Annotated in this window: 23 protein-coding genes; 14 read left to right on the forward strand and 9 right to left on the reverse strand. The window is 62.3% G+C overall.

The genetic code is table 11. The features are described from left to right. Window positions 1-105: 105 nt before the first annotated feature. Window positions 106-687, reverse strand: a complete 582-nt coding sequence (locus tag E2583_RS12835) for a peroxidase-related enzyme (protein WP_291596294.1) — start codon at window positions 685-687, stop codon at window positions 106-108. A 143-nt stretch (window positions 688-830) separates the two neighbouring features. Then, window positions 831-1,478, reverse strand: coding sequence for a LysE family transporter (locus tag E2583_RS12840; protein ID WP_291596296.1), 648 nt, complete (start codon window positions 1,476-1,478; stop codon window positions 831-833). A gap of 116 nt (window positions 1,479-1,594) precedes the next feature. On the opposite strand from E2583_RS12840, the gene E2583_RS12845 reads away from it, so the two are divergent. The 3 genes from E2583_RS12845 to E2583_RS12855 all read left to right on the forward strand — a co-directional run bounded on the left by E2583_RS12845 (window position 1,595) and on the right by E2583_RS12855 (window position 3,380). Continuing rightward, the gene (locus E2583_RS12845) at window positions 1,595-2,554 is read left to right on the forward strand and encodes a LysR substrate-binding domain-containing protein (RefSeq protein ID WP_291596297.1); all 960 of its coding nucleotides are present in this window, start codon (window positions 1,595-1,597) and stop codon (window positions 2,552-2,554) included. 89 nt (window positions 2,555-2,643) lie between these two features. Next, window positions 2,644-3,135, forward strand: coding sequence for a DUF6882 domain-containing protein (locus E2583_RS12850; RefSeq protein ID WP_291596299.1), 492 nt, complete (start codon window positions 2,644-2,646; stop codon window positions 3,133-3,135). A gap of 95 nt (window positions 3,136-3,230) precedes the next feature. Further along, window positions 3,231-3,380 (forward strand): hypothetical protein, encoded by a 150-nt coding sequence (locus E2583_RS12855; protein ID WP_291596301.1) that lies wholly within the window; start codon window positions 3,231-3,233, stop codon window positions 3,378-3,380. 57 nt (window positions 3,381-3,437) lie between these two features. Here the strand turns inward: E2583_RS12855 and E2583_RS12860 are convergent, their stop codons facing one another. Then, window positions 3,438-4,034, reverse strand: coding sequence for a YigZ family protein (locus tag E2583_RS12860; RefSeq protein WP_291596302.1), 597 nt, complete (start codon window positions 4,032-4,034; stop codon window positions 3,438-3,440). 189 nt (window positions 4,035-4,223) lie between these two features. Here E2583_RS12860 and E2583_RS12865 point away from each other — a divergent pair, with 189 nt between their 5' ends. The 6 genes from E2583_RS12865 (at window position 4,224) to E2583_RS12890 (ending at window position 10,926) form a co-directional block, all read left to right on the forward strand. Then, complete coding sequence (locus E2583_RS12865; protein WP_291596304.1) at window positions 4,224-4,391, forward strand: hypothetical protein; 168 nt, start codon at window positions 4,224-4,226, stop codon at window positions 4,389-4,391. A 102-nt stretch (window positions 4,392-4,493) separates the two neighbouring features. Further along, window positions 4,494-5,378 carry a helix-turn-helix transcriptional regulator gene (locus E2583_RS12870; RefSeq protein WP_291596306.1) on the forward strand — a complete coding sequence of 295 codons (885 nt, stop codon included), beginning with the start codon at window positions 4,494-4,496 and terminating at the stop codon, window positions 5,376-5,378. A 186-nt stretch (window positions 5,379-5,564) separates the two neighbouring features. Further along, entirely contained in the window at window positions 5,565-7,262 is a 1,698-nt protein-coding gene (locus E2583_RS12875; protein WP_291596308.1) for an FAD-dependent monooxygenase, read from the forward strand. A 12-nt stretch (window positions 7,263-7,274) separates the two neighbouring features. Beyond that, complete coding sequence (locus tag E2583_RS12880) at window positions 7,275-7,463, forward strand: DUF2783 domain-containing protein (protein WP_291596310.1); 189 nt, start codon at window positions 7,275-7,277, stop codon at window positions 7,461-7,463. A gap of 211 nt (window positions 7,464-7,674) precedes the next feature. Beyond that, entirely contained in the window at window positions 7,675-8,214 is a 540-nt protein-coding gene (locus E2583_RS12885; protein ID WP_291596312.1) for a PepSY domain-containing protein, read from the forward strand. Between the two features lie 237 nt (window positions 8,215-8,451). Further along, entirely contained in the window at window positions 8,452-10,926 is a 2,475-nt protein-coding gene (locus E2583_RS12890) for a YgiQ family radical SAM protein (RefSeq protein ID WP_291596314.1), read from the forward strand. Window positions 10,927-11,004: 78 nt separating this feature from the next. Here the strand turns inward: E2583_RS12890 and E2583_RS12895 are convergent, their stop codons facing one another. The 3 genes from E2583_RS12895 to E2583_RS12905 form a co-directional block, all read right to left on the reverse strand. After that, complete coding sequence (locus E2583_RS12895) at window positions 11,005-13,479, reverse strand: EAL domain-containing protein (protein ID WP_291596315.1); 2,475 nt, start codon at window positions 13,477-13,479, stop codon at window positions 11,005-11,007. A gap of 293 nt (window positions 13,480-13,772) precedes the next feature. After that, window positions 13,773-14,333, reverse strand: a complete 561-nt coding sequence (locus tag E2583_RS12900; RefSeq protein WP_291596317.1) for an NUDIX hydrolase — start codon at window positions 14,331-14,333, stop codon at window positions 13,773-13,775. A gap of 134 nt (window positions 14,334-14,467) precedes the next feature. Next, window positions 14,468-15,163 carry a fumarylacetoacetate hydrolase family protein gene (locus E2583_RS12905; RefSeq protein ID WP_291596319.1) on the reverse strand — a complete coding sequence of 232 codons (696 nt, stop codon included), beginning with the start codon at window positions 15,161-15,163 and terminating at the stop codon, window positions 14,468-14,470. A 162-nt stretch (window positions 15,164-15,325) separates the two neighbouring features. Between E2583_RS12905 and maiA the strand changes: the two genes are divergently transcribed. Together maiA and E2583_RS12915 are read left to right on the forward strand one after the other, a co-directional pair. Continuing rightward, entirely contained in the window at window positions 15,326-15,991 is a 666-nt protein-coding gene (gene maiA / locus E2583_RS12910) for a maleylacetoacetate isomerase (protein ID WP_291596321.1), read from the forward strand. A gap of 10 nt (window positions 15,992-16,001) precedes the next feature. Next, window positions 16,002-16,907: a polyphenol oxidase family protein gene (locus E2583_RS12915; RefSeq protein WP_291596323.1), complete on the forward strand. Its 906-nt coding sequence runs from the start codon at window positions 16,002-16,004 to the stop codon at window positions 16,905-16,907. On the opposite strand, the gene E2583_RS12920 is transcribed toward E2583_RS12915, so the two are convergent. Continuing rightward, entirely contained in the window at window positions 16,824-17,138 is a 315-nt protein-coding gene (locus tag E2583_RS12920; protein WP_291596421.1) for a hypothetical protein, read from the reverse strand. The two genes, E2583_RS12915 and E2583_RS12920, sit on opposite strands and share 84 nt — an antisense overlap. Window positions 17,139-17,342: 204 nt before the next feature. Between E2583_RS12920 and E2583_RS12925 the strand changes: the two genes are divergently transcribed. The 3 genes from E2583_RS12925 (at window position 17,343) to phbB (ending at window position 21,554) form a co-directional block, all read left to right on the forward strand. Next, on the forward strand, window positions 17,343-19,229 hold the full coding sequence (locus tag E2583_RS12925) for an alpha/beta fold hydrolase (RefSeq protein ID WP_291596325.1): 1,887 nt from the start codon (window positions 17,343-17,345) through the stop codon (window positions 19,227-19,229). A 145-nt stretch (window positions 19,230-19,374) separates the two neighbouring features. Further along, window positions 19,375-20,556, forward strand: a complete 1,182-nt coding sequence (locus E2583_RS12930) for an acetyl-CoA C-acetyltransferase (RefSeq protein WP_291596327.1) — start codon at window positions 19,375-19,377, stop codon at window positions 20,554-20,556. Between the two features lie 260 nt (window positions 20,557-20,816). Beyond that, entirely contained in the window at window positions 20,817-21,554 is a 738-nt protein-coding gene (gene phbB, locus E2583_RS12935) for an acetoacetyl-CoA reductase (protein WP_291596329.1), read from the forward strand. Between the two features lie 426 nt (window positions 21,555-21,980). Here phbB and E2583_RS12940 read toward each other — a convergent pair whose 3' ends face one another. Continuing rightward, a complete protein-coding gene (locus E2583_RS12940; protein WP_291596331.1) occupies window positions 21,981-22,103 on the reverse strand; it encodes a hypothetical protein in 123 nt (40 codons plus the stop codon). Between the two features lie 177 nt (window positions 22,104-22,280). Then, on the reverse strand, window positions 22,281-24,326 hold the full coding sequence (locus E2583_RS12945) for an ABC-F family ATP-binding cassette domain-containing protein (RefSeq protein WP_291596333.1): 2,046 nt from the start codon (window positions 24,324-24,326) through the stop codon (window positions 22,281-22,283). Window positions 24,327-24,415: the final 89 nt, after the last annotated feature.

The raw sequence follows: 24,415 nt of genomic DNA on the forward strand, positions 1-24,415 counted from the left end.
GCAGCGCTGTGCCGGATCGGCCGCTGCTCTGCAAGGGATGATGCGCCATCGGGGAGCCTGTTGCACCGCTTGCAGCCAACGAGTTACAGCCTGTTGCCTCTGGCTTCAGGCCTTTTTCTCGCGCGGCACGCGACCCATGAGGTAGAACTCGGGATTGGGCACCATGCCCGCAAAGCTGGCCATGCGGTTGGACAGGCCGAAGAAGGCGGTGATGGCCGCGATGTCCCAGATATCCTCGTCGTCAAAGCCGTGGGGATAGAGCGCCTCGTGATCGGCATCGTCGATGTCCTGACTGCGCAGGCAGACCTTCATGGCAAAGTCCAGCATCGCGCGCTCGCGCGGGCTGATGTCGGCCTTGCGGTAGTTGACGGCTATCTGATCGGCAATCAGCGGCTTTTTCTCGTGAATGCGCAAGATGGCGCCGTGGGCCACCACGCAGAACAGACACTGGTTGGCGGCACTGGTGGCCGTGACGATCATCTCGCGCTCGCCCTTGCTCAGGCTGCCTTCCTCCTTGAGCATCAGCGCGTCGTGGTAGGCAAAGAAGGCCCTCCACTCGGCGGGGCGGCGCGCAAAGGCCAGAAACACATTGGGGATGAAGCCGGTTTTCTCCTGAACTTCGGCAATGCGCTGCTGGATGTCTTTCGGCAGGCTGTTCAGATCGGGAAAGGGGTAGCGATTCTTCATGGTGCTGGTCTCCTCTGGCTTTTTCACGGATGCCGACCAAGCATGGCATGGGTGAGCGCTCCAAAGCTGTCGTTTACGTTGCAGATACTGCTATTGAACACCTTGTTAGCCTGAGACCCTTTCATATCAATTGCAAGTAGCTATCAAAATTGAATTTGCCGTGCGGTGCTGGCACCGATCAGCAACCCACCCAGGCCCATGAGCACAATGCCCAGACTGCGGTCTACCCAGGGGCGCACAGCCTGCATCCTGAGTTGCAGTATCGGGGTCGAAAAAAAGCAGGCGACCAGCGCAAACCACAGCACATGGGCCAAGGCGATGAAGAGTCCGTAGGCCAGCTGGCTGGTCATGGGCACGGCAAGGCCGGCGACCTGCATGAACAGACTGATGATGAAGAGCGCGGTCTTGGGATTGAGCACGTTGGTCAGAAAACCCAGTGCAAAAAGCGAGAGGCCGGCAGCATGCCCGGTTGCAGCGCCGCAGGCAGGCTTTGACGAACCTTCGCTGGCACGGCTGGCGCCGCGCCATAGAGAAATTCCCAGCCAGACCAGATAGGCTGCACCCGAATATCTGAGCAGGTCGAACAGCCAGGGCAGGCGCTGCAGAACCAGGCCCAGCCCCAGCAGGGTGTAGCCGACATGGACCAGCACGCCGCAGCCTATGCCCAGCGCGACCCACAGACCTGCACGGCGCGATTCCATCAGGCTGGTGCGGGTGACCAGGGCGAAGTCGGCGCCGGGGCTGATGACGGCAAGAGAGGTGACGAGAATCACGGTTGACCAGGCGTTCATGCGATGTGTATGGTTGAGTTCAAATTGCTGTTTGTTCGATAGCTGCTCTGCAGGAGAATGGCAGGTAGCAACCGATGGGCCTGAAATTTAGGGCGGTTGCAGCTTTTTGAATAACGATGATTTCTCAAGAAAATAGTGAATCCAGCTCACAGAAGGTCATGGTCGGTCCTCAGCGCATGCCGTCGCTGGTGGCCTTGCGGTGCTTTGAAGCCGCAGCGCGGCTGGAAAGCTTCAGTCGCGCCGCCGATGAGCTGCATCTGACCCATGGCGCCATCAGCCGTGCGGTGCGCGCAGTGGAGCAGGAACTGGGGGGGCCGCTGTTCGAGCGCCGCAATCGCCGTGTGTTTCTCAACGACGCAGGCCGTCTGTTGTTCGATGGCGTCCATGCCGGGCTGGCACAGATGGCGCGTGCTGCACAGGCGGTGCGCCAGCAGGTCGCCGGCAGGCCGCTGCTGCTGTCCTGCGAGCCCACCTTGCTCATGCGCTGGCTGATTCCGCGCTGGGGCGACTTTCAGGCGCGCTACCCGCAGCACACCGTACACCTGGTCGCCGGCGGCGGCGCTGTCGAATGGGGGCGCGGTATCGACCTGGCCATACGCCGCAACGATTTCGACTGGGGTCGCAATGTCCGTGTACAGCCCTTGTGCGCTGAGCGCATGGGGCCGGTCTGCCAGCCGGATCGGTTGGCGCAGTTCTTTGTCTCGGGGGCCCATGGCAGTCTGGAGTTGCGTGGCGGTGCCCCGCTGTTGCACAGCAGGACGCGCCCCGGCGCCTGGGCGGACTGGAGGCGAACTGCACCCGACCAGCCCCCGGTGCCGGTGCAGCAAGTGCCAGGGACCGGGGATCTGGTGCTCGAGCATTTCTACCTGAGCCTGCAGGCCGCTGCAGCGGGCCTGGGCGTGGCCATGGGACCGAAGCTGCTGGTGCAGGACGATATTGCAGCCGGAAGGCTGGTGGCGCCGCTGGGTTTTGTGCCGGACGGCTCGCAGTACTGCCTGCTGTCCCTGCAGGATGAGGTCGCCGGGTCGTTGAAGCAGCTTCTCGCCGAGTGGATCAGGCAGCAGATGGAGCGCTGAGTGCAAGCCGCAGGGCATAGGGGGGCGGTCCCCGTGCCAGTCCACTTCTTGGCAGACAATGCGCTCTGTTGAAAAGCAATGGATACGCGATGAGCAACGACGCACAAACCCCCGATTGGGCCGCCTGGAGCCGTGAGGCCGTTGAAATGATGCAGGCTCGCAACGCCGAATGGCCCCGGCAGTTCGGCCTTCAGGATCGTCCGAAATACCGCTGGGATCTGGACCGCGCGCTGCTGGCCTTGGAAGCGCCGTTGCACGAGGTGGTCGCCACGGTTTGCCTGGTGGGCACCAGCAGCGAGCAGGATGGCAGCTTTGTCTGGAGCTGGGCCAACGAAGCCATTCCCAGGCAGCATGGCGAAGCGCTGGAGGTCGTGCATGAATTCGGTCGCCAGAACCAGCTGGCACTGCTGACCACGGCCCGCATTCCCGGTGGCCGCCCCGAGGCCATGGAGTGCCTGTGCATTGCAGCCCGCCTGCAGCACGCCGTGGGCACCTTCATCGACCAACAGGGCGATGTGACCCTCTATTTCACGTTGCTGCACCTGCAGGTGGCCGTCGAGCCGCAGCCGCATGCCAATTGAAAGCCGCGCAGGCAGGCCGCTGAAAAGATTGTTCACAGAATGCAGTCCGGATCGCTTATAGACTGGCCTTCCGGAAGATCAGAAAAGGCTCACCCATGAAAACGATGCTGGCTGTGGCTGCGACCCTGTGGGTGCTCAGCGGCTGCGCGGTTTATGACGACCGCGGCGGATACTACGATGATGGCTACAAGAAGCCCCATCCGCATGGCTGTCCTCCGGGCCAGGCCAAAAAGGGCAATTGCTGAAATGGCTGCCGAAGAACCCGCCCTGGCGGGTTTTTTGCATCCTGTAGCTCTACAGTTCTACAGCTCGTCGGTCTTGAGCCAGCCAATGCGGCCCTGGCCGCTTTCATTGAGGGCGCTGACAAACCGGGCAGCATCAGCCTCGGGCAACTGCAGCGTGAAGCGCACCAGACTGCCGTGATCGACTTCCAGCAATGCTGCGCCCGAAGCGTCTGCCATGCGCCTCACCAGACCTTCCAGCGGGTAGGGGGCCGTGCACTGCAAGGTCTGCATGCGCTGAATGGCGACTTTTTCGGCCTGCAGCAAGGCCTGTGCCACGGCATCGGTATAAGCGCGCACCAGTCCGCCGGCGCCGAGCTTGACGCCGCCAAAATAGCGCACCACGGTGGCCAGCACCCCTTCCAGATCCTGATGGCGAAGCACATCCAGCATGGGACGGCCAGCCGTGCCGCTGGGTTCGCCGTCATCCACGGCGGCCGATTGCCCGCCCGCCAGCAGGGCCCAGCAGACGTGGGCCGCGCCAGGATGCTCCTGCCAGAGGGCATCCACCACGGCCTGCGCGCTGGCCCGGTCCGTCATGGGCTGTACGCAGCCGATAAAGCGGCTTTTCTTGATGATGAGTTCGCTGGTGACGGGGGCACGAAGGGTCTGAGGCATAGCGGCGGCAGCATAACCGCAAAGTCCGTGCCGAGCAGCGTTGCAGCAAGTGGGGGCCGGTGATGGCCTTTGTGACGGAGCCATGACATGACGACGCGGTCTGTGGGGATGGTTCGACAGTGTCCTTAAGCCAATTCCTACAGGAGGCGACTCGCTTCGGGCCTTAAGCTGTGGCCAAAGGAGGCCCCCATGAACCATCCGCATCCAGAGTCCCTGAAAGAACATACTTTTGGCCGCGAGCACTTCACGCCGCCTCCGCTGGCCCAGGAACTGGCAGAGCCGCTATCCCTGCAGGCCGCAGTACCCGATGACGAATGGGAGCTGCTGCAACGCATACGCAACGTGGGTGAGTGGTAGGCCCGGCCGCATTTTCTGTCGCAAGCATGGCCGGCCGCTCCTGAAAGGGGGAGCCGGTTCTTCCTTTTCGCAGCCACGAAACAGCGGCGAGAATCGCAGCCCATGACTGCTAGCCCTGCGCCGTTTCCCGATTCCTCGCACTGGATGCTGCTGCCGGCTGCCGCGCAGGCGGCGCAGCTGCCTGTGGCCCTGGCCGATGTGACGGCCATGATGGAGAGAGTGGGGCGCAGCAGCAGCGATGCCGTGGCCGAGCAGATCCTGCAGCTGCTGGGGCGCCACGTGCCGCTGGCCCAATGCACGATCTTCTCCTTCCAGGGCATGGCCAGGCCGCGTGTGGTTGGCATGGGTGACAGGGCGCGCACGGGGGCGCTGCCCATGATCTCCCAGGATTACAGCGAGCGTTTCTATCCGCTCGATGGTTCGCAGCGCGTGATGCAGGCCGAGCTGGCGCGCCTTGCCAGGGACCCGCATGCCAGGCCGCGCGTCTGGCTTCATCGCCAGGGCCCGCACGACGTGCAGCACCCCGAGTACCGCCAAGTCTGCTATGAGCTGCCGCGCATTGCCGAGCGGCTGTCGCTGCTGATGCTGCAGGAAAACGCACGCTGGCTTTCCGTGAACCTGTATCGAGGCGAGGAGCACGGCTGCTTCGACGCGGCAGCCATTCGCTGCATCGAGGCTTTCGCTCCCTTGGTCATGCAGGCCATGCGTCTGCATTATGCGGGTCAGGCGTTGCAGGACGACCTGGTCGGTCTGGTGCTGGCGCGTCTGGCGCGGCGCTTCGAGCAACTGACGCCGCGCGACCTCGACGTGGTGAGGGCACTGGCCCAGGGCCTGGATGCCGACGCGCTGGCGCAGCGTCTGGGCATTACCGTCAGCAGTGCGCGCACCTATGTCAAACGTGTCTGCACCAAGCTGGGCGTGCAGGGGCAGCGCGAGCTGTTTGCGCTGCTGATGGAGCCTGCTGAAGCTGTCGATGGTCAACTTTGATAGCTTCCATCGATTGATGGGAAAGGGGTAGGGGCTGATTTCATTGAAATTTGACTTGGGATAGATGTTGTCTCCATCTGGTGACATCGGCGGTGGGCTGCTTTTCTACACTGCATTGCAAGCCAGACCGCAAGGGGATGAAAGCGCACCGGTTTGACCACGAAAGCGCCCCCAGGAGACAAGAACATGCACCAGCCATTTGCCGAGCCACGCCGCTCCATCTACTACCAGTACCAGGTTCATCAGCCCTGGCTTGCCTCCCGGCATCCGGGCGAGCAAGTTCACCCCATCGTCATCGTCGGCACCGGCCCCGTGGGTCTGACCACGGCGCTGGAGATTGCTCGCCACGGCCAGCGCTGTGTCGTGCTGGAGTCCGAGCTTCAGGTGTCCGAAGGCAGCCGTGCCATTGTGTTCACGCGCCGCTCCATGGAAATCCTGCAGCAGGTGGGCGTGGCCCGGCGTGTGACGGAGACCGGACTGCCCTGGTGCTACGGCAACAGCATCTACCGCGGCCAGCGCGTGTTCCGCATGGAGAACGCGCGGGCCGACGACGACCGCTTCTTTCCCATGATCAATCTGCAGCAGCAGTACCTGGAGGAATACCTGGTTGATGCAGTGCAGGCCGACCCGCTGATCGAGCTGCGCTGGGGCAACCGCGTGAACAAGGTCGCGCAAAAAGGCGAGCAGGTTTGGGTGGAGGTGGATACCCCAGAAGGCAGCTACGAGCTGCGGGCCGACTGGCTGGTGGCCTGCGATGGCGCGCGCTCCGGGATTCGCACGGCCATGAATCTGCTGATGGAAGGCGCTTCCTACGAAGGCCGCTTCGTGATCGCCGACATCCGCATCGACCTGCCTCTGCCCACCGAGCGTCTCGCGTTCTTCGATCCGGCATGGAATCCGGGCAACACCATCCTCATGCACCGCGAGCCACATGGCATCTGGCGTGTGGACTACCAGTTGCCTGCCGGCGAGGACCCCGAGGATGCGCTCAGGCCCGAGTCGCTGAAGGCGCGCATCGATGCACAGCTGGAGATGATCGGCTTTGGCGGCACGCCCTGGGAGATGGACTGGAGCTCCGTCTACTCGGCCCGTGCGCTGACCCTGCCCGATTATGTACATGGCCGCGTGATCTTTGCGGGCGACGCCGCCCATATGCTGCCCATCTTCGGCGTGCGCGGTGCCAACACGGGTTTTCAGGATGCCCAGGGTCTGGGCTGGCGTCTGGCCCTGGTTGCCAAGGGGGCGGCCAGCGCCACGCTGCTGCAAAGCTACAGCAGCGAGCGCGTGGGAGCGGCCCGCGAGATTGTCGAGGAGGCCGGCAAGAGCACGCGTTTCATGGCACCGCCCAGCCGAGGCTTCAGGTTGCTGCGCGATGCCGTGCTGTCCCTGTCGCTGAGTCAGCCCTTTGTCGGCCCGCTCTACCACTGGCGCACCTCGCGTCCGCATGAGTACGGCAGCTCGCCGCTCAACAGCATGGGCGACGACAATCTGCTGTTCAAGGCCGGCCCCGCCCACGGTGCGCCGCCTCTGAACGTACGCTTTGCGCCGGACAGCTATCTGCTCGACCACCTGGGGGGCGGCTTCGATCTGCTGTATTTCACGAACGGCAAGGCGATTCCCGCCGAGCTGCAAGCGGTCGCGGCCGGGGTCAGGGCTCGCGGCATCGGCGTGCGCCTGATTGCCGTCAGCAGCCAGGCCGCGAGCGCGATCCAGGGGGCCGATCTGGTGCTCGACGACAGCGAAGGCCGCTGTCGCGCCCGCTATGGCGTGATGGCCGATGGCGCGGCCTATCTGTTGCGCCCCGATCAACATGTCTGTGCGCGCTGGATGGCGCTGGACGCCCATCGCCTGCAGGCCGCATTCAAGGCGGCCTTGCCAGCCTGAGGAAAGATGCAAATGAACCCAAACACTCTTGATATCGCCGGTCTGGAGACCGTCTACGACGAACTGGCCGCCGCCATCGATGCCGTGGGCGCGGACAAGTCCGAGCTGCTGCTGGTCAAGTTGGCGCTGCTGGCCGCCAATCGGCTGGGCGACGCCGGCCAGTTTGGCGAGCTGATTGCCGCAGCCCGGCGCGATCTGTAAGTCAGCGGCCTGTTTCAGATCCGATTGCAGCCCGCAAGGCCCGGCCCTGGCGGGCTGCTTGCACGATCCTCTTGAACTTCATGGAGGGCAGCCTTTTCTGGCAAAGGCTTTGCATGGATTTTCTCAAAGTCGATACGGCTTGATATCTGACAGGCTCGAACCCCGGATTCGGGGCAGACTGCAGAGGTTGCCCTTGTCGGAGGATGGGTTCATGAGATTGCGTTCCGGAACCTTGCTGCTAGCTGCCACCCTGAGCCTGTACGGAGGGAGTGCGGCTCCGTCCCTGGCCAGATCAGCTGCCGAATGGCTGTCCCTGGCCGGCGCCGTGCAGATCGGCCTCTCCCAGGCCGTCGAAAAAGCCCAGGCGGTCGTTTCGGGAGAGGCGATAGACGCCGAGCTGGAAGAGGGAAGGAAAGGCGCTGCCCCCTATTATGCGGTCACCCTGGTGTCGCCAGCGAATGAGGAGGTCAGGCTGCGCGTGAATGCACGCACAGGCGATGCCGCCGTGGAAAAGAACAAGGGCCCGGCCGAGGCCAGGCATGTCAAGCGCCTGGCCGATACCCGCATCACCCTGGCGCAGGCCGTGGATGCCGCCGTTGCCGCCATGCCCGGCAAGCCGCTGGAGGCCCAGCTGGATTCGGACTGGGGCAGGACCCGCTACAAAGTCAAGCTGCTGCGTGCCGACCTGTCGATCATGAAGCTCAGGCTGGACCCGGCGACCGGTGCCGTCACGAGCCAGGAAATGGACTGACGCGGCGACTTCACCCGATCTTTTTGCTATCAACAAAAGAGCGGTTGGCGTTTTTCTGTCAAGGATTCAAGATGCATTGAGTGTTGGATCTCAATGACCGCAAGCGACAGTTGCTATGAAGTTCAGAGTTCAAGCCCTGCTTCTGCAAGACCTTGCTCGTGCAAGGCCGAGGGCGGAAAAGTACACTGACAGGTTGTTTTTCCGAATAGGCCATGAGGCCGTACAAAGCCCATCCCCATGAACGCCCCGGTTGACGTTTCCTTTTTCCACCGCGATGCCAAGCCGCTGACCAGCTACAAGCCGTACTGGGCCAAGCGCTTCGGCCCGGCGCCGTTCCTGCCCATGAGTCGTGCGGAGATGGATCAGCTCGGCTGGGACAGCTGCGACATCATCCTGGTCACCGGCGACGCCTATGTGGACCACCCCAGCTTCGGCATGTCCGTCATCGGACGCGTGCTGGAGGCGCAGGGCTTTCGCGTGGGCATCATTGCCCAGCCCGACTGGACCAGCGCCGAGGCCTTCAAGGCGCTGGGCAGGCCCAATCTTTTCTGGGGCGTGACCGCCGGCAACATGGACTCGATGATCAACCGTTACACGGCTGATCGCAAGATTCGCAGTGACGATGCCTATACCCCCGGCGATGTGGCAGGCAAGCGCCCCGATCGTGCGGCCATCGTCTATTGCCAGCGCTGCCGAGAAGCCTACAGGGATGTGCCGATCGTGCTGGGGGGCATCGAGGGTTCGCTGCGGCGCATTGCCCACTACGACTACTGGAGCGACAAGGTGCGTCGCTCCATCGTGGTGGACAGCAAGTGCGACATTCTGCTCTACGGCAATGCCGAACGTGCCCTGGTCGAGGTGGCGCACCGCATCGCGGCGCGCGAGCCGGTGGAGCAGATCACCGATGTGCGCGGTACGGCCTTCTTCCGCCGAGCTTCGGAGGAGGGCTGGTTCGAGGTCGACTCCACCACGGTGGACGAGCCCGGCGAAGTCGAGCCCCATATCAATCCCTACATGACGACCAGCGAGCAGGCCGAGGCCCAGGGCCAGAGCTGTTCCAAGGAGGACGCAGCGAAATCGAAGGTGGAGGGCCTCAATGACGGCGCGTCGGTAGCCCAGGTCCAGCCCATCCAGTTCGTGCCCAATCTTTCGCTGCGCAGCAAGTCCAAGCTGCCCCCGCGCGAGCGCACCGTACTGCGCCTGCCCAGCTACGAAGAGGTCAAGAGCGATCCCATTCTCTACGCCCACGCCAACCGCGTTCTGCATCTGGAGACCAACCCCGGCAATGCCCGTGCGCTGGTCCAGGCCCATGGCGAGGGCACCACGGCGCGCGATGTGTGGATGAATCCGCCGCCCATTCCTCTGACCACGGCCGAAATGGACTGGGTTTTCGGTCTTCCCTACGCGCGTAGCCCGCATCCCGTCTATGCCGACGAAAACGGCAGCCACGAGGGCGCCACCAAGATTCCGGCCTGGGAGATGATTCGGACCTCGGTGAACATCATGCGCGGCTGTTTCGGCGGCTGCACCTTCTGCTCCATCACCGAGCACGAGGGCCGCATCATCCAGAGTCGCTCCGAAGACTCCATCATCCAGGAGCTCGAGGAGATCCGCGACAAGGTCAAGGGCTTTACCGGCACCATCTCCGACCTGGGCGGGCCTACGGCCAATATGTACCGACTGGGCTGCAAGAGCCCGCAGATCGAGGCCGCCTGCCGCAAGCCCAGCTGCGTCTTCCCCGGCATCTGCCAGAACCTGCATACCGACCACGGGCCGCTGATCAAGATCTACCGCCGCGCGCGCAAGCTGCCCGGCATCAAGAAGATCCTGATCGGCTCGGGTCTGCGCTACGACCTGGCCGTGAAGTCGCCCGAGTACGTCAAGGAACTGGTCCAGCACCATGTGGGCGGCTATCTGAAGATCGCCCCCGAGCACACCGAGCAAGGCCCGCTGACCAAGATGATGAAGCCGGGCATCGGCAGCTATGACAAGTTCAAGCAGCTGTTCGAGAAGTTCAGCGAAGAGGCCGGCAAGAAGCAGTTCCTGATTCCCTATTTCATCGCCGCCCACCCGGGCACCAGCGATGAAGACATGATGAATCTGGCCATCTGGCTCAAGAAGAACGGCTTCCGCGCCGACCAGGTGCAGACCTTCTATCCCAGCCCCATGGCCACGGCTACGGCCATGTACCACAGCGGTCGCAATACGCTGACCAAGGTGCGCCGGCAGATGCGCGACGAGGACGAGGAGCGCGTGGACATCGTGCGCGGTGAAAAGCGCCGCCGTCTGCACAAGGCTTTTCTGCGCTATCACGACCCCAACAACTGGCCGCTGCTGCGCGAGGCGCTCAAGACCATGGGTCGTGCTGATCTGATCGGCAACGGCAAGCAGCATCTGATTCCGACCTTCCAGCCTCTGGTCGACGGCAGCTATCAGAGTGCTCGCAAGAAGAACAGCACCTCGTCCAAGAGCGGTGGCGGCATCGGCTACACCACCAACAAGGATGGCAAGGCCGTGGCCGTGCGTCGTCGCCAGGATGATGCAGGCCTTGAGCCCAAGGGGGATGTGCGCTTTCGCAGCAGCCAGCCCCAACCCGGCAAGATGCTGACCCAGCACACAGGCCTGCCTCCGCGTGCCGGTGTGACGGGCAAGGCCCGGCCTGGAGCCAGGCCGGCGAAGTCTGCGGGTCAGGCTTCGCGCAAGCCTCGCTGATGGCAGCAGCCTGAGTGCCGCCTAAAAAGGAAAACGACGCCTCAGGCGTCGTTTTTTTATTGCTGGCGTGCGCTGCTTTCAGCTCATGGCCAGTGCCCCGCACCACTGGGGCAGCTGGTTTTCCTGCGTGGGAGCAAAGTATTCGCTGGTCATGGGCTTGGGGCGGGCGATGGCGTAGCCCTGGACATAGTCCACGCCCATGCTCATGAGTTCCATGGCGATTTCGCGGCTTTCGACGAACTCGGCAACCGTTTTTTTGCCCAGGGTCTGGCCGATGCGATTGATCATCTCCACCATGGCGTGATCGCCCTTGTCCTTGAGCATGTCACGCACGAAGCCGCCGTCGATCTTCAGATAGTCGACCGGCAATTGCTTCAGATAGGTCAGTGACGACATGCCAACGCCGAAATCATCCAGGGCAAAGCGGCAGCCCAGGGCGCGAAGCGCCTGGATCAGCCGGGTGGCGTTGCTGAGGTTGCCGATGGCGCTGGTTTCGGTGATTTCAAAGCACAATTTCTGTGCCGCAATTCCGTGCAGCTGCAGCTGTTCCTTCACAAATTCCAGCAGTCCTTCGTCATCCAGACTGGGACCGGAGAGGTTGATGGCACAGGTTTCCACCAGCTTGGCATGTCCGGGCTGCTGGGCCAGCGTCTGCAGCGCTTTGGAGATCACCCAGCGGTCTATCGAGGGCATCAGGCCGTAGCGCTCTGCGGCGGGTATGAAATGGCCCGGAGCCAGAATCTGTCCGTTCTCGTCGCGCAGGCGCAACAGGACCTCGAAGTGCATGCCGCCATGCTTGCCGCTCTTGATGTGCTGCAGCGGAGCAATGCTCTGGGCATACAGGCAAAAGCGCTCTTCGTCCAATGCGGTGCGAATGCGAGTGGCCCATTCCATTTCGCTGACGTAGCGGCTGTAGATGCCGTCCTCGGCCTTGTAGAAAAAGACCTTGTTGCGTCCACGCTCCTTGGCCTGATAGCAGGCCATATCGACCATTCGCAGCAGATCGGAGGCATTGACCGCATCGCCGGGAACATGCACGGCACCGATGGAAAAGCCGGTGCGCAATATCTTCTCTCCCCAGGTCGTCTGCAGTTGCTGGGCCGCCAGGCGCAGCTTCTCGGCAATGCTGGCCACATTGGACGGCGGGCAGTTCTCCAGCAGCACGGCAAACTCGTCGCCGCCCATGCGTGCCAGGCAATCGGTTTCGCGCAGATTGGCCTGCAGCATGCGCGAGACTTCGCACAGGACCTCATCGCCCGCGGCATGGCCGCTGGTTTCGTTGATCAGTTTGAACTGGTCCAGGTCGATATACAGCAGGGCATAGGGCTTGACCTGATGCAGGCCCTGGGTCAGCATCTTTTGCAGCCGCCGCTCGAATTCGCCGCGGTTTTCCAGACCTGTCAACATGTCGTGGCGCGCGTTCCAGGAGATCTGATCCATGTATTGCTGCTCGCGCGATACATCGCGCAGCACAAAGACTGCACCTGTTGTCAGCCCGTCGCGCTGCATGGCGGAGCCCAGCACCTTGACCGGTACGATGCTGTGGTCGGTACGTCGCACCCAGTGGGTTTGCTCGTCACGCACGACGGTGCTTTCCTTGGTCTCGCTGACCAGCTGAGCGAGCAGGCCCTCGCTGGTGATGGATGCGTCCATGGTGTAGAACTGCAGCACCTGCTTGATGGGCTTGTCCAGATAGTTTTGGCTTTGCAGGCCCAGCAGGCCGATGGCCGCCGGATTGACGTAGTTGACCATGCCCTTGGCATTGGTGGTGATGACCGCATCGCTGAGCGCCGCGAGCGTGGTTTCCGCACGCTCCTTTTCGCTGTTCAGTCCCTCCTGAACCTGCTCCCGCAGCTGAATCAGCCTCCAGGTGTTCCAGACCCACAGGCCCACCAGTCCGATGGCCAGGGTACCGTTGAGCGCGAGCAGCAGCCAGACGATGTTGCGCGAGCTTTCTCCCAGAGAGTCGCTGAAGGCTCGGGTCAGGGCAGTCACGCCCTGGTTGATCAGGTCGATCTCGCGTTTCCAGGTGGCAATGTTTTCGCGGCTGATATTGCCAACTTCGTAGCCGCGGCGGATTTCCTGGGCCAGGGTGTCCAGCTGGTTCAGATACTCGTCTCCGAGCTTCCAGTAAGCCACGGGCTCCTGCACCCAGCCGAAGTAGCGGAAGGTGCGCAGCAGCCAGATGAGGGAGCTGACGTCGTCGGGGTGGTTTTGTCCTTGTTCTATGCCTTTGCGCGCCAGGTCCAGGCGCAAAGGCTTGTCGTAGAGGGCGACGCGTGCATCGGCATCGCCCCGGGGTACCTGCAAGGCCCGCTGGTAATGGGCAAAGTCCACCGGGTTGCCTTCGTCGGCGTAGCGGGACAGCGAGTAGATCGCATCCTTCTGGGCCTTGGACCAGAGGCTTTCTCCGTTGACGAAGGCGCGTACGGCGGAGAGCAGGTAAAGGCTGCAACTGGCACTGAGCATCAATATCAGTGCCAGGAGTGCAAAAGCCCAGACGCGCTGCAGCAATTGTTGAGACTTCAGTGCGGGGCCCGCAGATGCCTTCATGACGCCTCATCCAGTAAATAAACTGTGAAAGCCTGAGTTCGGGCATCCCCAGGACGCACGGGTATGAAACATCCAGCAACGCCCGGCCTGCCGGCAATCAGAACGTCGTCGCGATGCCCACTCTCACGGCTCGACCTTTCACCGCATTGCGTAGGAGGTATGTCAGGTCACACGCAATTTGTATTCATTGGTAATTTTTCGCCTGCAGGCGTGAAGCAGGCGTCAGACAACTTCCTCTGTCCCTTGAAGACAGAGCGGTGTTTCGTGTGAGAAAGCGGGAGCGAGCCGCCGCTTCAGGCCAGGTCCACGCAGTGCACCTGCGGCCGCAGCAGCTCGCCGGCCCTTCGGTCGGCAAAGAAGCGCTCCAGGGTGACGCGGACCGTGCGGAACGCGATTTCTTCCCACGGGATGTCGGACTCCGCAAAAAGCTGGGCTTCCATGGTCTCGGGGCCGGGGTAGAACTGGGTGCTTCTGAGGCGTGCCAAGTAGAAGAGATGGACCTGTCCGACCTGGGGCACATTGATGAGGCTGAACAGCCTGCCCATCTCGATATCGGCTCCGGCTTCCTCGTCGGTTTCGCGCTGGGCTCCGCGGCTGGTGGTCTCTTCCAGCTCCATGAAGCCTGCAGGCAGTGTCCACTTGCCGCGGCGTGGCTCGATATTGCGCCTGCACAGCAGCACTCTCCCGTCATCCGTCACGGGAAGGGTGCCCACCACATTGAGCGGGTTTTCATAGTGAACGGTGTGGCAGGCCGGGCAGACGGCACGCTCGCGCGTATCCCCATCGTCAGGAACGCGGTAGGTGACGGCGGTGCCGCATTCGCGGCAGAACTTGATGGGGCTGCGGAAAATCATTCCCCGACTATAAGCAAATCACGTCGCAAGCGCAGGCGCGATACGCGCAAACAGCTATGAAAAGGGGAGCCTTACCGTGATGTCGGGGCTCCCCTTGCTGATAGTTGACGCCCAATGCCTGTGCGTCAGCGATTTCAGGCAATCTGGATCTTGAGGGGTTCAAGTCCGGTGACGGTGCCCTCCAGTACATCGCCCTTGACCACGGCGGCCACGCCCTCGGGAGTGCCGGTCATGATCAGGTCGCCGGGCTGCAGTTCCCAGGCGCTGGACAGATGTTCAATGGTCTCGGCAATATTCCAGATCAACTTGTGGATGTGGCTGCGCTGACGATACTCGCCATTGACCCGCAGGGAAATCTCGGCGTTGCCGATGTCGCCCGCTTCGTCGGCAGGCGTGATCGGGCCGATGGGGGCCGATTGTTCGAATGCCTTGCCGATGCACCAGGGACGCCCCTGCTTCTTCATGTCGTTCTGCAGGTCGCGGCGCGTCATGTCCAGACCCACGGCATAGCCGTAGATGTGCTGCAGTGCATCGGCCGCCTTGATGTTCTTGCCTGCCTTGCCGATGGCGACGACCAGCTCTATCTCGTGGTGCAGGTTCTGGGTCAGCGTGGGATAGGCGACGGTGCCGATGCAGCCCGCATCCACCGCCACGGTGGCGTCCGCAGGCTTCATGAAGAAAAACGGCGGCTCCCGGCCGGTAAAGCCCATTTCCTTGGCGTGATCCTCGTAGTTGCGGCCCACGCAATAGATGCGGTGAATGGGATAGCGCTCGCCACGGCCCACGACAGGCAGGCTGGCAATAGCGGGGGGATTGAACACGTAGCTCATGAAGTCCTCGACAGGAACAAGCGCTGAAATCAGCAATGGTTGATGTGGCAAGCAGTGTGCCACGACGCGGGCGCGTCGGCGGCACGGCGCACGACGGCTTTTACGTATTCGGGACCTAGGGAAAATGCCAGTCTGCGCGGCTCGCGCTATGCTGGCGGCATCATGAAGCTGCATACCTATTTCCGTTCCTCCGCCTCTTATCGCGTGCGCATTGCGCTGCAACTCAAGGGCCTGTCCTATGACTCCATGCCCGTGCACCTGCTGCGCGGCGAGCAAAAGGCGGCGGCCTACGCCTCCCATGTGGGCGATGCCCTGGTGCCGTCACTCGTGACGGACGACGGCCACTGGCTCACCCAGTCCATGGCCATCATCGAATATCTCGATGAGACGCATGCGCAAACCCCCTTGCTGCCTGCAGATGCGCTGGGCCGTGCGCATGTGCGGGCGTTGGCGCAGATGGTTGCCTGCGAGATTCATCCCCTCAACAACCTGCGCGTGCTCAAGTACCTGGTACACCAGCTGGGAGTCGGCGACGAAGCCAAGAATGCCTGGTATGCGCACTGGGTGCGTTCCGGTCTCGAAGCCTTCGAGCGTCAGCTGGCATTGCTGGATGCCGAGCGCAAGGCCGCCGGACTGTCAGCCTCGGTGTTTTGCTGGGGGGACGCGCCCACCCTGGCCGAGTGCTGCCTGATCCCGCAGATCTTCAACGCCCAGCGGTTCAATGTGAATCTCGATGCGCTGCCGCGCCTGATGGGCGTGGTCGAGCGCTGCAACGCCTTGCCTGCTTTCCAGCAGGCCCACCCATCGGCCTGCCCGGATGCAGAGTGAAGAGCGCGCCATGCGGGAGACCTCTCGGCTGGGCCTGCCCGACTCCTGGCTGATTCCTGAATGGCCTGCCGTCCCCGGTGTGCATGCGCTCTGTACCTCGCGCGAGGGCGGCGTCAGTCAGGAGCCCTGGGGGAGCATGAATCTGGGCGACCATGTGAGCGACGACCCCGCTCATGTGCGTCGCAACCGTGAACTGTTCAGGGCCGCGTTGCAGGCCCGCACGCCGGGTGCCTGCACAGCATTCCTTCGGCAGGTGCACGGCGTGGATGTGCTGGCGCTGGATGAAGGCAATGTGACTGAATCCAACGGTGCGGCCTTCGATGCCTGCGTGACCGATGTGGCAGGCGTGGTCTGCACCATCATGGTGGCAGATTGCCTGCCCGTGTTGCTGGCCCATGATTCGGGGCTGGTCGTCGGCGCAGCCCATGCGGGCTGGCGTGGTTTGGCAGGAATGCCGCCCGCCAGAAAGCGGTCCGAGGGGCCCTTGCCCGGCGGTGTGCTGGAGACCCTTTTCGCGTCTTTCTGCCGCAAGGTCCAGGCGCAGCCATCGATTGCTGCGACCGAATCGGAGCGGTCCCGGATTGCCGCTCACACGCAGGCCTGGCTGGGCCCCTGCATAGGTCCCGAGTCCTTCGAAGTCGGGGCCGAGGTGCGCGACATCTTCGTGGCCCATGAGCCGGGTGCGGCACAGCATTTCGTGCCTGTGGCGGGCAGCGATGGCAAATATCTGGCCGACCTGGCGCAGCTGGCGCGCCAGCGTCTTTCTGCATTGGGTATTGTTGCCATCTTTGGCAACGATGGCAGCCGTCCCTGGTGCACGGTCAGCAACGCATCACGATTCTTCTCGCACCGGCGAGACGCTGTCCGTCTGGGCAGCAGCGGGCGGCTGGCTGCGAGCATCTGGCGCGACGCCTGAGCTGGTGCCCGAAGGCGGATGTCCTTCGGCGGGCGCTTCCTGCGCTTGCCGGGCTTTGATGCGGCGCTTCCTGGCCGGCGTGCCCAGTATGTAGAGCAGGATGGAAAGCGGCAGCAGACCATAGAGCACCAAGGTGAAAAATGCACCCAGCAGGGTGCCGCCGGGGCTGGCAGCCTCGGCGATCGTCATCATCACGACAACGTACATCCAGGCGATGGCTATGAGATACATGGTGCCTATGTTAAGGGGCGCAAGGCAGGCATGCATCGCGGTGACGTGTGTCAAAACAGCTTCATAACGGCGAAATGACGCCGCTTCTTGTCGGAACCGACTGGCACATAGGTGACAATGCCTGTGTGTGAGCCGTATTGCAGATTCCGCAAGCGTCCCCAGACCCCGAGATCGCCGGTCGCTTGCCTTGACTAGGATGTAAGCATGAATTTTGACCCGAGCTGGGGCCAGGCTGGCCAATCTGTCCAACAATTCTGGCAGGAGCATTGGAGCAAGAGCCTCCATGCGCTCCAGCAGATGCAGGCCGGAGCCCCCATGGGGCTCGGCGCCATGCCGGGTCTGGGCGCTGCACCGAATCCCTGGGCCTCGATCATGGAGATCATTCCCCAGGTGACGCCGGGCTCATCCCATGCGGTCCAGTTCGACGCTCCCCGGCTGCAGGCGCTGCAGCAGGAGTATCTCCAGTCCGTGCAATCGCTGGCGGATGTCAAGCAGGTCCAGGCCCTGCTGGCCAGGGACAAGCGCTTCGCCAAGCCCGAGTGGAGCGCCAATCCCGTTGCGGCGATGGCCGCTGCGAACTATCTGCTGGGCAGTCGCATGCTGACCGGAATGGCCGAGGCTGTGCAGGGCGACGAGAAAACGCGCAACCGTGTGCGCTTTGCCGTCGAACAGTGGGTGGCGGCCATGGCACCCAGCAATTTTCTGGCACTGAATGCCGATGCGCTCAACAAGGTTGTGGAAACCAAGGGCGAGAGTCTGGCCCAGGGCATTGCCAATCTGCTGGCCGACATGCGCCAGGGTCATGTGTCCATGACCGACGAGAGCCTGTTCACCGTGGGCCAGAACGTGGCGACGACCGAAGGTGCGGTGGTCTTCGAGAACGAACTGTTCCAGCTCATCGAGTACAAGCCGCTGACGGCCAAGGTGTTCGAGAAGCCTTTTCTGATGGTGCCGCCCTGCATCAACAAGTTCTACATCCTGGACCTGCAGCCGGACAACTCGCTGATTCGGTATGCCGTCAGTCAGGGCCATCGCACCTTCGTGGTCAGTTGGCGTAATCCCGACGAAAGTCTGGGTCACAAGACCTGGGACGACTACATCGAAGACGGCGTGCTCAAGGCCGTGAGCACGGTGCAGGACCTCTGTGAGGCACCGCAAATCAATGTGCTGGGCTTTTGCGTGGGCGGCACCATGGTCTCCACGGCCATGGCGGTGCTGGCAGCGCGCCATGCCCGCGAAAACGGACCGTCGCCCGCCGCCAGGGGCGGGCGCAGCCCCGCTGCGGCAGCCAAGACCCGCAGCGGGAAGGCGGCCTCCGCCAAGGCGTCGACCCAGCCGTTTCCCGTGGCCAGCATGACGCTGCTGACCACGCTGATCGACTTTCGCGACACAGGCATCCTGGACATCTTCATCGACGAAAACATGGTCCGTCTGCGTGAAATGCAGATGGGCAAGGGCGGCTTGATGAAGGGGCAGGACATGGCGTCCACCTTCAGCTTCCTGCGCCCGAATGATCTGGTCTGGAACTACGTGGTGGGCAACTACCTCAAGGGAGAGACACCGCCGCCCTTCGACCTGCTCTACTGGAACAGTGATTCGACCAATCTGCCCGGCCCGTTCTATGCGTGGTATCTGCGCAATCTCTATCTCGAAAACAATTTGATCAAGCCCGGCGTGCTGACTGTGTGCGGCGAGCGGATCGATATGGGTCAGCTCAAGATGCCGGTCTATGTCTACGGCTCGCGCGAGGACCATATCGTCCCGGTCGGCGCAGCCTATGCCTCGACCCAGGTGCTGGGCGGCGATCTGCGTTTCGTGATGGGGGCATCCGGCCATATCGCAGGCGTCATCAATCCGCCGGCCAAGAACAAGCGCAGTCACTGGCTGCGCGAGGATGGCGAATTTCCCGAGGCGATCAGCGAATGGACCGCCGGTGCGACCGAGTACCCGGGCAGTTGGTGGACGGACTGGAGCGCTTGGCTGGGCAGTCATGCCGGCAAGCAGCTTGCGGCTCCCAAAAGCTATGGCCGGGCACGTGCCTATGCAGTCATCGAAGCGGCTCCGGGTCGCTACGTTTTGTCAAAAGCCTGAGCGAGGCATAAGGCACAATCAGTTCCATATTGCGGTGCAGCAAACAAGGGTTGCACCGTGATAGGAAGCGGCGGGCGGCACGATGAACAGAATGCAGCCTGTACGCACGCATCACTTGTAAGAAACCTAGAAAGGTTCGTCAGCAATGGAAGACATCGTTATCGTTTCCGCCGTGCGCACGGCGGTCGGCAAGTTCGGCGGCTCTTTGGCCAAGATCCCTGCAACCCAACTGGGTGCGACCGTGATTTCCGAGGCCCTGGCCCGTGCCAAGGTGGGCAAGGACCAGGTCGGTGAAGTCATCATGGGCCAGGTACTGACCGCTGCCGCCGGTCAGAATCCTGCGCGCCAGGCCATGATGGCGGCCGGCATTGCCAAGGAGACGCCGGCACTGACGATCAATGCCGTCTGCGGCTCCGGCCTCAAGGCCGTGATGCTGGCGGCCCAGGCCGTGGCAACCGGCGATAGCGAAATCGTGGTTGCCGGCGGTCAGGAGAACATGAGCCTGTCCCCCCATGCCGTTCCCAACTCTCGCGACGGCCAGCGCATGGGCGACTGGAAGATGGTGGACACCATGATCGTGGACGGTCTCTGGGACGTCTACAACCAATACCACATGGGCATCACTGCCGAAAACGTGGCCAAGGAAAAAAACGTCAGCCGGGCACAGCAGGATGCGCTGGCGCTGGCCAGTCAGCAAAAGGCAGCAGCTGCGCAGGATGCCGGCAAGTTCAAGGACGAAATCGTTCCGGTGAGCATTCCCCAGCGCAAGGGGGATCCCATCGTCTTCGACAGCGACGAATTCATCAACCGCAAGTCCAATGCCGAGGTGCTGGCGACCCTCAAGCCCGCATTCGACAAGGCGGGTTCGGTGACTGCGGGCAATGCATCCGGACTGAACGACGGCGCTGCGGCCGTGGTGGTCATGACGGCGGCCAAGGCCAAGGCGCTGGGCCTCAAGCCTCTGGCCAAGATCGTGTCTTATGCCACCAGCGGCCTGGCTCCGGAGGTCATGGGTCTGGGCCCTGTCTACGCCACGCGCAAGGCGCTGGATCGCGCCGGCTGGAAGGCTTCCGATGTGGACCTGTTCGAGCTCAATGAAGCCTTCGCCGCGCAGGCTTGCGCGGTGAACCAGGATCTCGGTATCGACACTGCCAAGGTCAACGTCAACGGTGGAGCGATCGCCATCGGTCACCCCATCGGTGCATCGGGCTGCCGCATTCTGGTGACACTGCTGCATGAAATGAAGCGCAGCGGTGCCAGGAAGGGTCTGGCAGGCCTGTGCATCGGCGGTGGCATGGGTGTTGCCATGGCTGTGGAAGCCTGCTGAGGCGTGAAGATTGCAGACCGCTCCGGTGCTCCTGAAGACCGGAGTGGTCTGGGAAGCCTGCTGAAGCCTGCCCTCCATCGACCCTAGGGAAGATCACGAGGTAAACCACGGTGAAAGCGGGCTCATTCGGACCTGCTCGATTGCATACTGGCAGGGCCAGCGTGCAGGGTGTGTGGCGTTCAAAGCGATAAGCCCTGACCAAGAGTGCTTATCGTTGATAGTGTGATCGTGAAATAACCATTGATTGACAGGAGAGATGAATGGGTCAGAAAGTAGCGTACGTCACGGGGGGCATGGGCGGTATCGGTACCGCGATCTGCCAGCGTTTGCACAAGGATGGCTTCAAGGTGATCGCGGGCTGCGGACCATCGCGCGACTACCGCAAGTGGCTGGACGAGCAGGCGCAATTGGGTTACACGTTTTATGCCTCGGTCGGCAATGTGGGGGATTGGGAATCCACCGTCGAAGCCTTCAATCAGACCAAGGCAGAGCACGGCAACATCGACGTGCTGGTGAACAACGCGGGCATCACTCGCGACCGCATGTTCGTCAAGATGACGCCGGATGACTGGAAGTCGGTGATCGAAACCAATCTCAACTCGATGTTCAACGTCACCAAGCAGGTGGTGGGAGACATGGTGGAAAAAGGCTGGGGCCGAATCATCAACATCAGCTCGGTCAACGGTGCAAAGGGCCAGGCCGGTCAGACCAATTACTCGGCTGCCAAGGCCGGCATGCATGGCTTCACCATGGCGCTGGCGCAAGAACTGGCCGCCAAGGGTGTGACCGTGAATACGGTCAGCCCTGGCTATATTGGCACCGATATGGTCAAGGCCATTCGTCCCGATGTGCTTGAGAAGATCGTTGCGGGCGTGCCCGTCAAGCGTCTGGGCGAGCCCTCGGAGATTGCCTCCATCATTGCCTGGCTGGCTTCGGAAGAGGGCAGCTATTCCACCGGCGCTGACTTTGCCGTCAACGGCGGCCTGCACATGCACTAGGCCTGTTCGGGCATTCAGCAAAAAGGAGCTCAGGCTCCTTTTTTCATGCCCATTGTCTTTTCGCGCACCGGTGGCGCTTGGGCTTGCCTGGAAATGACAAAACCCGCAGAAATCGTTCATGCGGGTTTTGAGGATGGTGGGCCACTTCAGGGGTGGCTGATTGAGCGCGGGCAGAAGGCTTGCGGTTTCTTTGGCCCAACTCTGCCGACTGCCTGGGCACCTGGCTGCAACACACTGCGCTTTGGTCTGCACAGTGCTGCGCGGCGAGCGCTTAGCGCTTGCGATCGCGTTCGTCTTCGGGCCAGATGGACATGATGTTCGTGGTTTGCATGGGAATCTCTCCTGTATGTCTGTTTAACGCCTGATGGATTCAGCCCGTTGACAGCTTTTGGGAAAATTTTTAACTGTTCTTTTATCCAGTGGTCATCAGGCAGCGAATGCGGGGGCACGCTTGCGATCGCGATCGTCCCAAGGCCAGGCCATCAGAGACATAGCGGCTGCCGCCTTTACGGGCTGGGCTTTGGCGGTGTCGGTAACAGTGGTGGTCATTGCAGTTCACTCCTTTGCCTGTACAACGCCTGGCCTGAACTGCAGGTTGACAAGAAGCTGAATCAACAGCGCAAGAAAATGCAACGCACGTTTGCTGATGTTGTCAGTTGCGGGGAGCGATTCGCTGTGAAGGGCGCCCTGCCAGGGCGGGTCAATGACAGGGCTCGCTTATCGCGCTCAGCAGGTTTCGATGCTCAGGGCTTCGATGTGCTCCGAAAGCTCCAGCCAGCGCTCCTCCAGCTGATCGATTTCAGCGTTGACGGCACTGAGTTGCTTGCCCGCTTCCACGATATCCCCACCGGACAGGCCGGGCGTGGCCAGCTTTTCTTCCAGCGCGCTGCGCTGGGCATTGAGCTGGGGCAGTGTCCTGTCGATCTGTTCCAGCTCTTTCCTGTAAGGCTTGGTCTTTTCGGCCAGTTGCTGGCGGGCTGCTGCAGCCAGGCGTCGGGCTTCCCGCGGGTCGGCTGCCTCAGTGAGGGTTTCTGTTTTCAGAGCATCAGGCGCTTTCTTGGCGGCGGGTTCCGGCGTATTTGGCTTGAAACCTTCCGGAGCCTGCACCGCTGGCGTGCTCGCGGCCTGCTGTTCGGCATTGCGCGCTTCTTCACGCAGCCGCTTGGACTCTTCCAGCAGATAGCGCTGGTAATCGTCCAGGTCGCCATCGAAGGGGCCGACAACGCCGCGGCCCACCATCCAGAAGTCCTCGCACACGGCGCGCAGCAGGTGGCGGTCGTGCGAGACCAGCATCACGGTGCCGTCAAAGTCATTGAGCGCCATGGCCAGTGCTTCGCGTGTCGCCAGGTCCAGGTGGTTGGTAGGCTCGTCCAGCAGCAGCAGATTGGGGCGTTGCCAGACGATCATGGCCAGCACCAGGCGGGCTTTTTCGCCGCCGCTCATGCTGCCCACGGATTGCTTGACCATGTCGCCGCTGAAATTGAAGGTGCCCAGCCAGTTGCGCAAGTCCTGTTCGCGGCTGGCGGCGGGTGCGGCCGCACCCAGTTCCTTGGCCAGACGGATCATATGTTCCAGCGGGTTTTCGCCGGGGCGCAGCACATCCAGTTCCTGCTGGGCAAAGTAGCCGATATTCAGGCCCTTGCCTTCGGTGACGGTTCCGGCCAATGTCTTCATCTCGCGGGCGATGGTCTTGACCAGGGTCGATTTACCCTGGCCGTTGGCGCCCAGAATGCCGATGCGTTGACCTGCCAGCACGGAGCGGTTCACGCCCCGCAGGATGGTGGTCTGGTGGCCGGCTTCGTCCTCATAGCCAAAGCTGGCATCGGTGATCGCCAGCATGGGATTGGGCAGGTTGGCCGGTTCCTTGAATTCGAAGGTGAACTCGGCCTCTGCCAGCACCGGACCGATCTTTTCCATGCGCTCAAGTTGCTTGACACGGCTTTGTGCCTGCTTGGCCTTGCTCGCCTTGGCCTTGAAGCGGTCAATGAACTTCTGCAGATGCGCCATTTTTTCCTGCTGCTTGGCGAAGCTGGCTGCTTGAAGCTCCAGCTGCTGGGCGCGCAGCTCTTCAAAGCGCGAGTAATTGCCGCCGTAGCGATGGATCTGTCCGCCCTGAATCTGCAGGGTCACGTTGGTGATGGCGTCCAGAAACTCGCGGTCGTGGCTGATGACGATCATCGTGCCGCTGTAGCGCTTGAGCCAGGCTTCCAGCCAGACCAGGGCGTCCAGGTCCAGGTGGTTGGTGGGTTCGTCCAGGAGCAGGAGATCGCTGGGAGCCATCAATGCACGGGCCAGCTGCAGGCGCATGCGCCAGCCGCCCGAGAAGCTGTTGACGGGCTGATCCAGCTCGGAGACCTTGAATCCCAGACCGAGAATCAGGGCTTGTGCGCGCGATTCAGCATCGTGCGCACCGGCATCTGCCAGATCCACGTGGGCCTGGGCGATTTCCATGCCATCGCCGGAAGCTTCGGCGGCCGCCAACCGGGCGTTCAGCTCGGCCAGGCGTGTGTCGCCATCCAGTACGAACCGGGTGGCAGATTCGTCGGTTTCCGGCATGTGCTGTGCCACCTGTGCCATGCGCCACTGGGGAGGGATGAAGAAATCACCGCCGTCTTCGCTGATGCTTCCATTGAGCAGGGCAAACAGGCTGGATTTGCCGGCACCGTTGCGGCCGACAAGGCCGACGGACTCTCCCGGGTTGATGGTGGTGCTGACTTGGTCGAGCAGGACTTTGGTGCCGCGGCGCAGCGTGATGTTCTTGAGACTGATCATGACTGGAGCCGATTATCCGCGAATGCCCGCAGCCTCAGGAGCATGCGGGAATGAGCAGGCGGCAGCGGCGCCCCGGGTACGGCGGCTCA

Origin of the sequence: Comamonas sp., from assembly GCF_009360615.1 — a bacterium.
Lineage (GTDB): Bacteria > Pseudomonadota > Gammaproteobacteria > Burkholderiales > Burkholderiaceae_C > Comamonas.

What these genes read in the sequence shown, in the direction of transcription:
- E2583_RS12835 (WP_291596294.1), bottom strand. Translation starts at nt 687, where the DNA reads ATGAAGAATCGCTACCCCTTTCCCGATCTGAACAGCCTGCCGAAAGAC.
- E2583_RS12840 (WP_291596296.1), bottom strand. Translation starts at nt 1,478, where the DNA reads ATGAACGCCTGGTCAACCGTGATTCTCGTCACCTCTCTTGCCGTCATC.
- E2583_RS12845 (WP_291596297.1), top strand. Translation starts at nt 1,595, where the DNA reads ATGATTTCTCAAGAAAATAGTGAATCCAGCTCACAGAAGGTCATGGTC.
- E2583_RS12850 (WP_291596299.1), top strand. Translation starts at nt 2,644, where the DNA reads ATGAGCAACGACGCACAAACCCCCGATTGGGCCGCCTGGAGCCGTGAG.
- E2583_RS12855 (WP_291596301.1), top strand. Translation starts at nt 3,231, where the DNA reads ATGAAAACGATGCTGGCTGTGGCTGCGACCCTGTGGGTGCTCAGCGGC.
- E2583_RS12860 (WP_291596302.1), bottom strand. Translation starts at nt 4,034, where the DNA reads ATGCCTCAGACCCTTCGTGCCCCCGTCACCAGCGAACTCATCATCAAG.
- E2583_RS12865 (WP_291596304.1), top strand. Translation starts at nt 4,224, where the DNA reads ATGAACCATCCGCATCCAGAGTCCCTGAAAGAACATACTTTTGGCCGC.
- E2583_RS12870 (WP_291596306.1), top strand. Translation starts at nt 4,494, where the DNA reads ATGACTGCTAGCCCTGCGCCGTTTCCCGATTCCTCGCACTGGATGCTG.
- E2583_RS12875 (WP_291596308.1), top strand. Translation starts at nt 5,565, where the DNA reads ATGCACCAGCCATTTGCCGAGCCACGCCGCTCCATCTACTACCAGTAC.
- E2583_RS12880 (WP_291596310.1), top strand. Translation starts at nt 7,275, where the DNA reads ATGAACCCAAACACTCTTGATATCGCCGGTCTGGAGACCGTCTACGAC.
- E2583_RS12885 (WP_291596312.1), top strand. Translation starts at nt 7,675, where the DNA reads ATGAGATTGCGTTCCGGAACCTTGCTGCTAGCTGCCACCCTGAGCCTG.
- E2583_RS12890 (WP_291596314.1), top strand. Translation starts at nt 8,452, where the DNA reads ATGAACGCCCCGGTTGACGTTTCCTTTTTCCACCGCGATGCCAAGCCG.
- E2583_RS12895 (WP_291596315.1), bottom strand. Translation starts at nt 13,479, where the DNA reads ATGAAGGCATCTGCGGGCCCCGCACTGAAGTCTCAACAATTGCTGCAG.
- E2583_RS12900 (WP_291596317.1), bottom strand. Translation starts at nt 14,333, where the DNA reads ATGATTTTCCGCAGCCCCATCAAGTTCTGCCGCGAATGCGGCACCGCC.
- E2583_RS12905 (WP_291596319.1), bottom strand. Translation starts at nt 15,163, where the DNA reads ATGAGCTACGTGTTCAATCCCCCCGCTATTGCCAGCCTGCCTGTCGTG.
- maiA (WP_291596321.1), top strand. Translation starts at nt 15,326, where the DNA reads ATGAAGCTGCATACCTATTTCCGTTCCTCCGCCTCTTATCGCGTGCGC.
- E2583_RS12915 (WP_291596323.1), top strand. Translation starts at nt 16,002, where the DNA reads ATGCGGGAGACCTCTCGGCTGGGCCTGCCCGACTCCTGGCTGATTCCT.
- E2583_RS12920 (WP_291596421.1), bottom strand. Translation starts at nt 17,138, where the DNA reads ATGTATCTCATAGCCATCGCCTGGATGTACGTTGTCGTGATGATGACG.
- E2583_RS12925 (WP_291596325.1), top strand. Translation starts at nt 17,343, where the DNA reads ATGAATTTTGACCCGAGCTGGGGCCAGGCTGGCCAATCTGTCCAACAA.
- E2583_RS12930 (WP_291596327.1), top strand. Translation starts at nt 19,375, where the DNA reads ATGGAAGACATCGTTATCGTTTCCGCCGTGCGCACGGCGGTCGGCAAG.
- phbB (WP_291596329.1), top strand. Translation starts at nt 20,817, where the DNA reads ATGGGTCAGAAAGTAGCGTACGTCACGGGGGGCATGGGCGGTATCGGT.
- E2583_RS12940 (WP_291596331.1), bottom strand. Translation starts at nt 22,103, where the DNA reads ATGACCACCACTGTTACCGACACCGCCAAAGCCCAGCCCGTAAAGGCG.
- E2583_RS12945 (WP_291596333.1), bottom strand. Translation starts at nt 24,326, where the DNA reads ATGATCAGTCTCAAGAACATCACGCTGCGCCGCGGCACCAAAGTCCTG.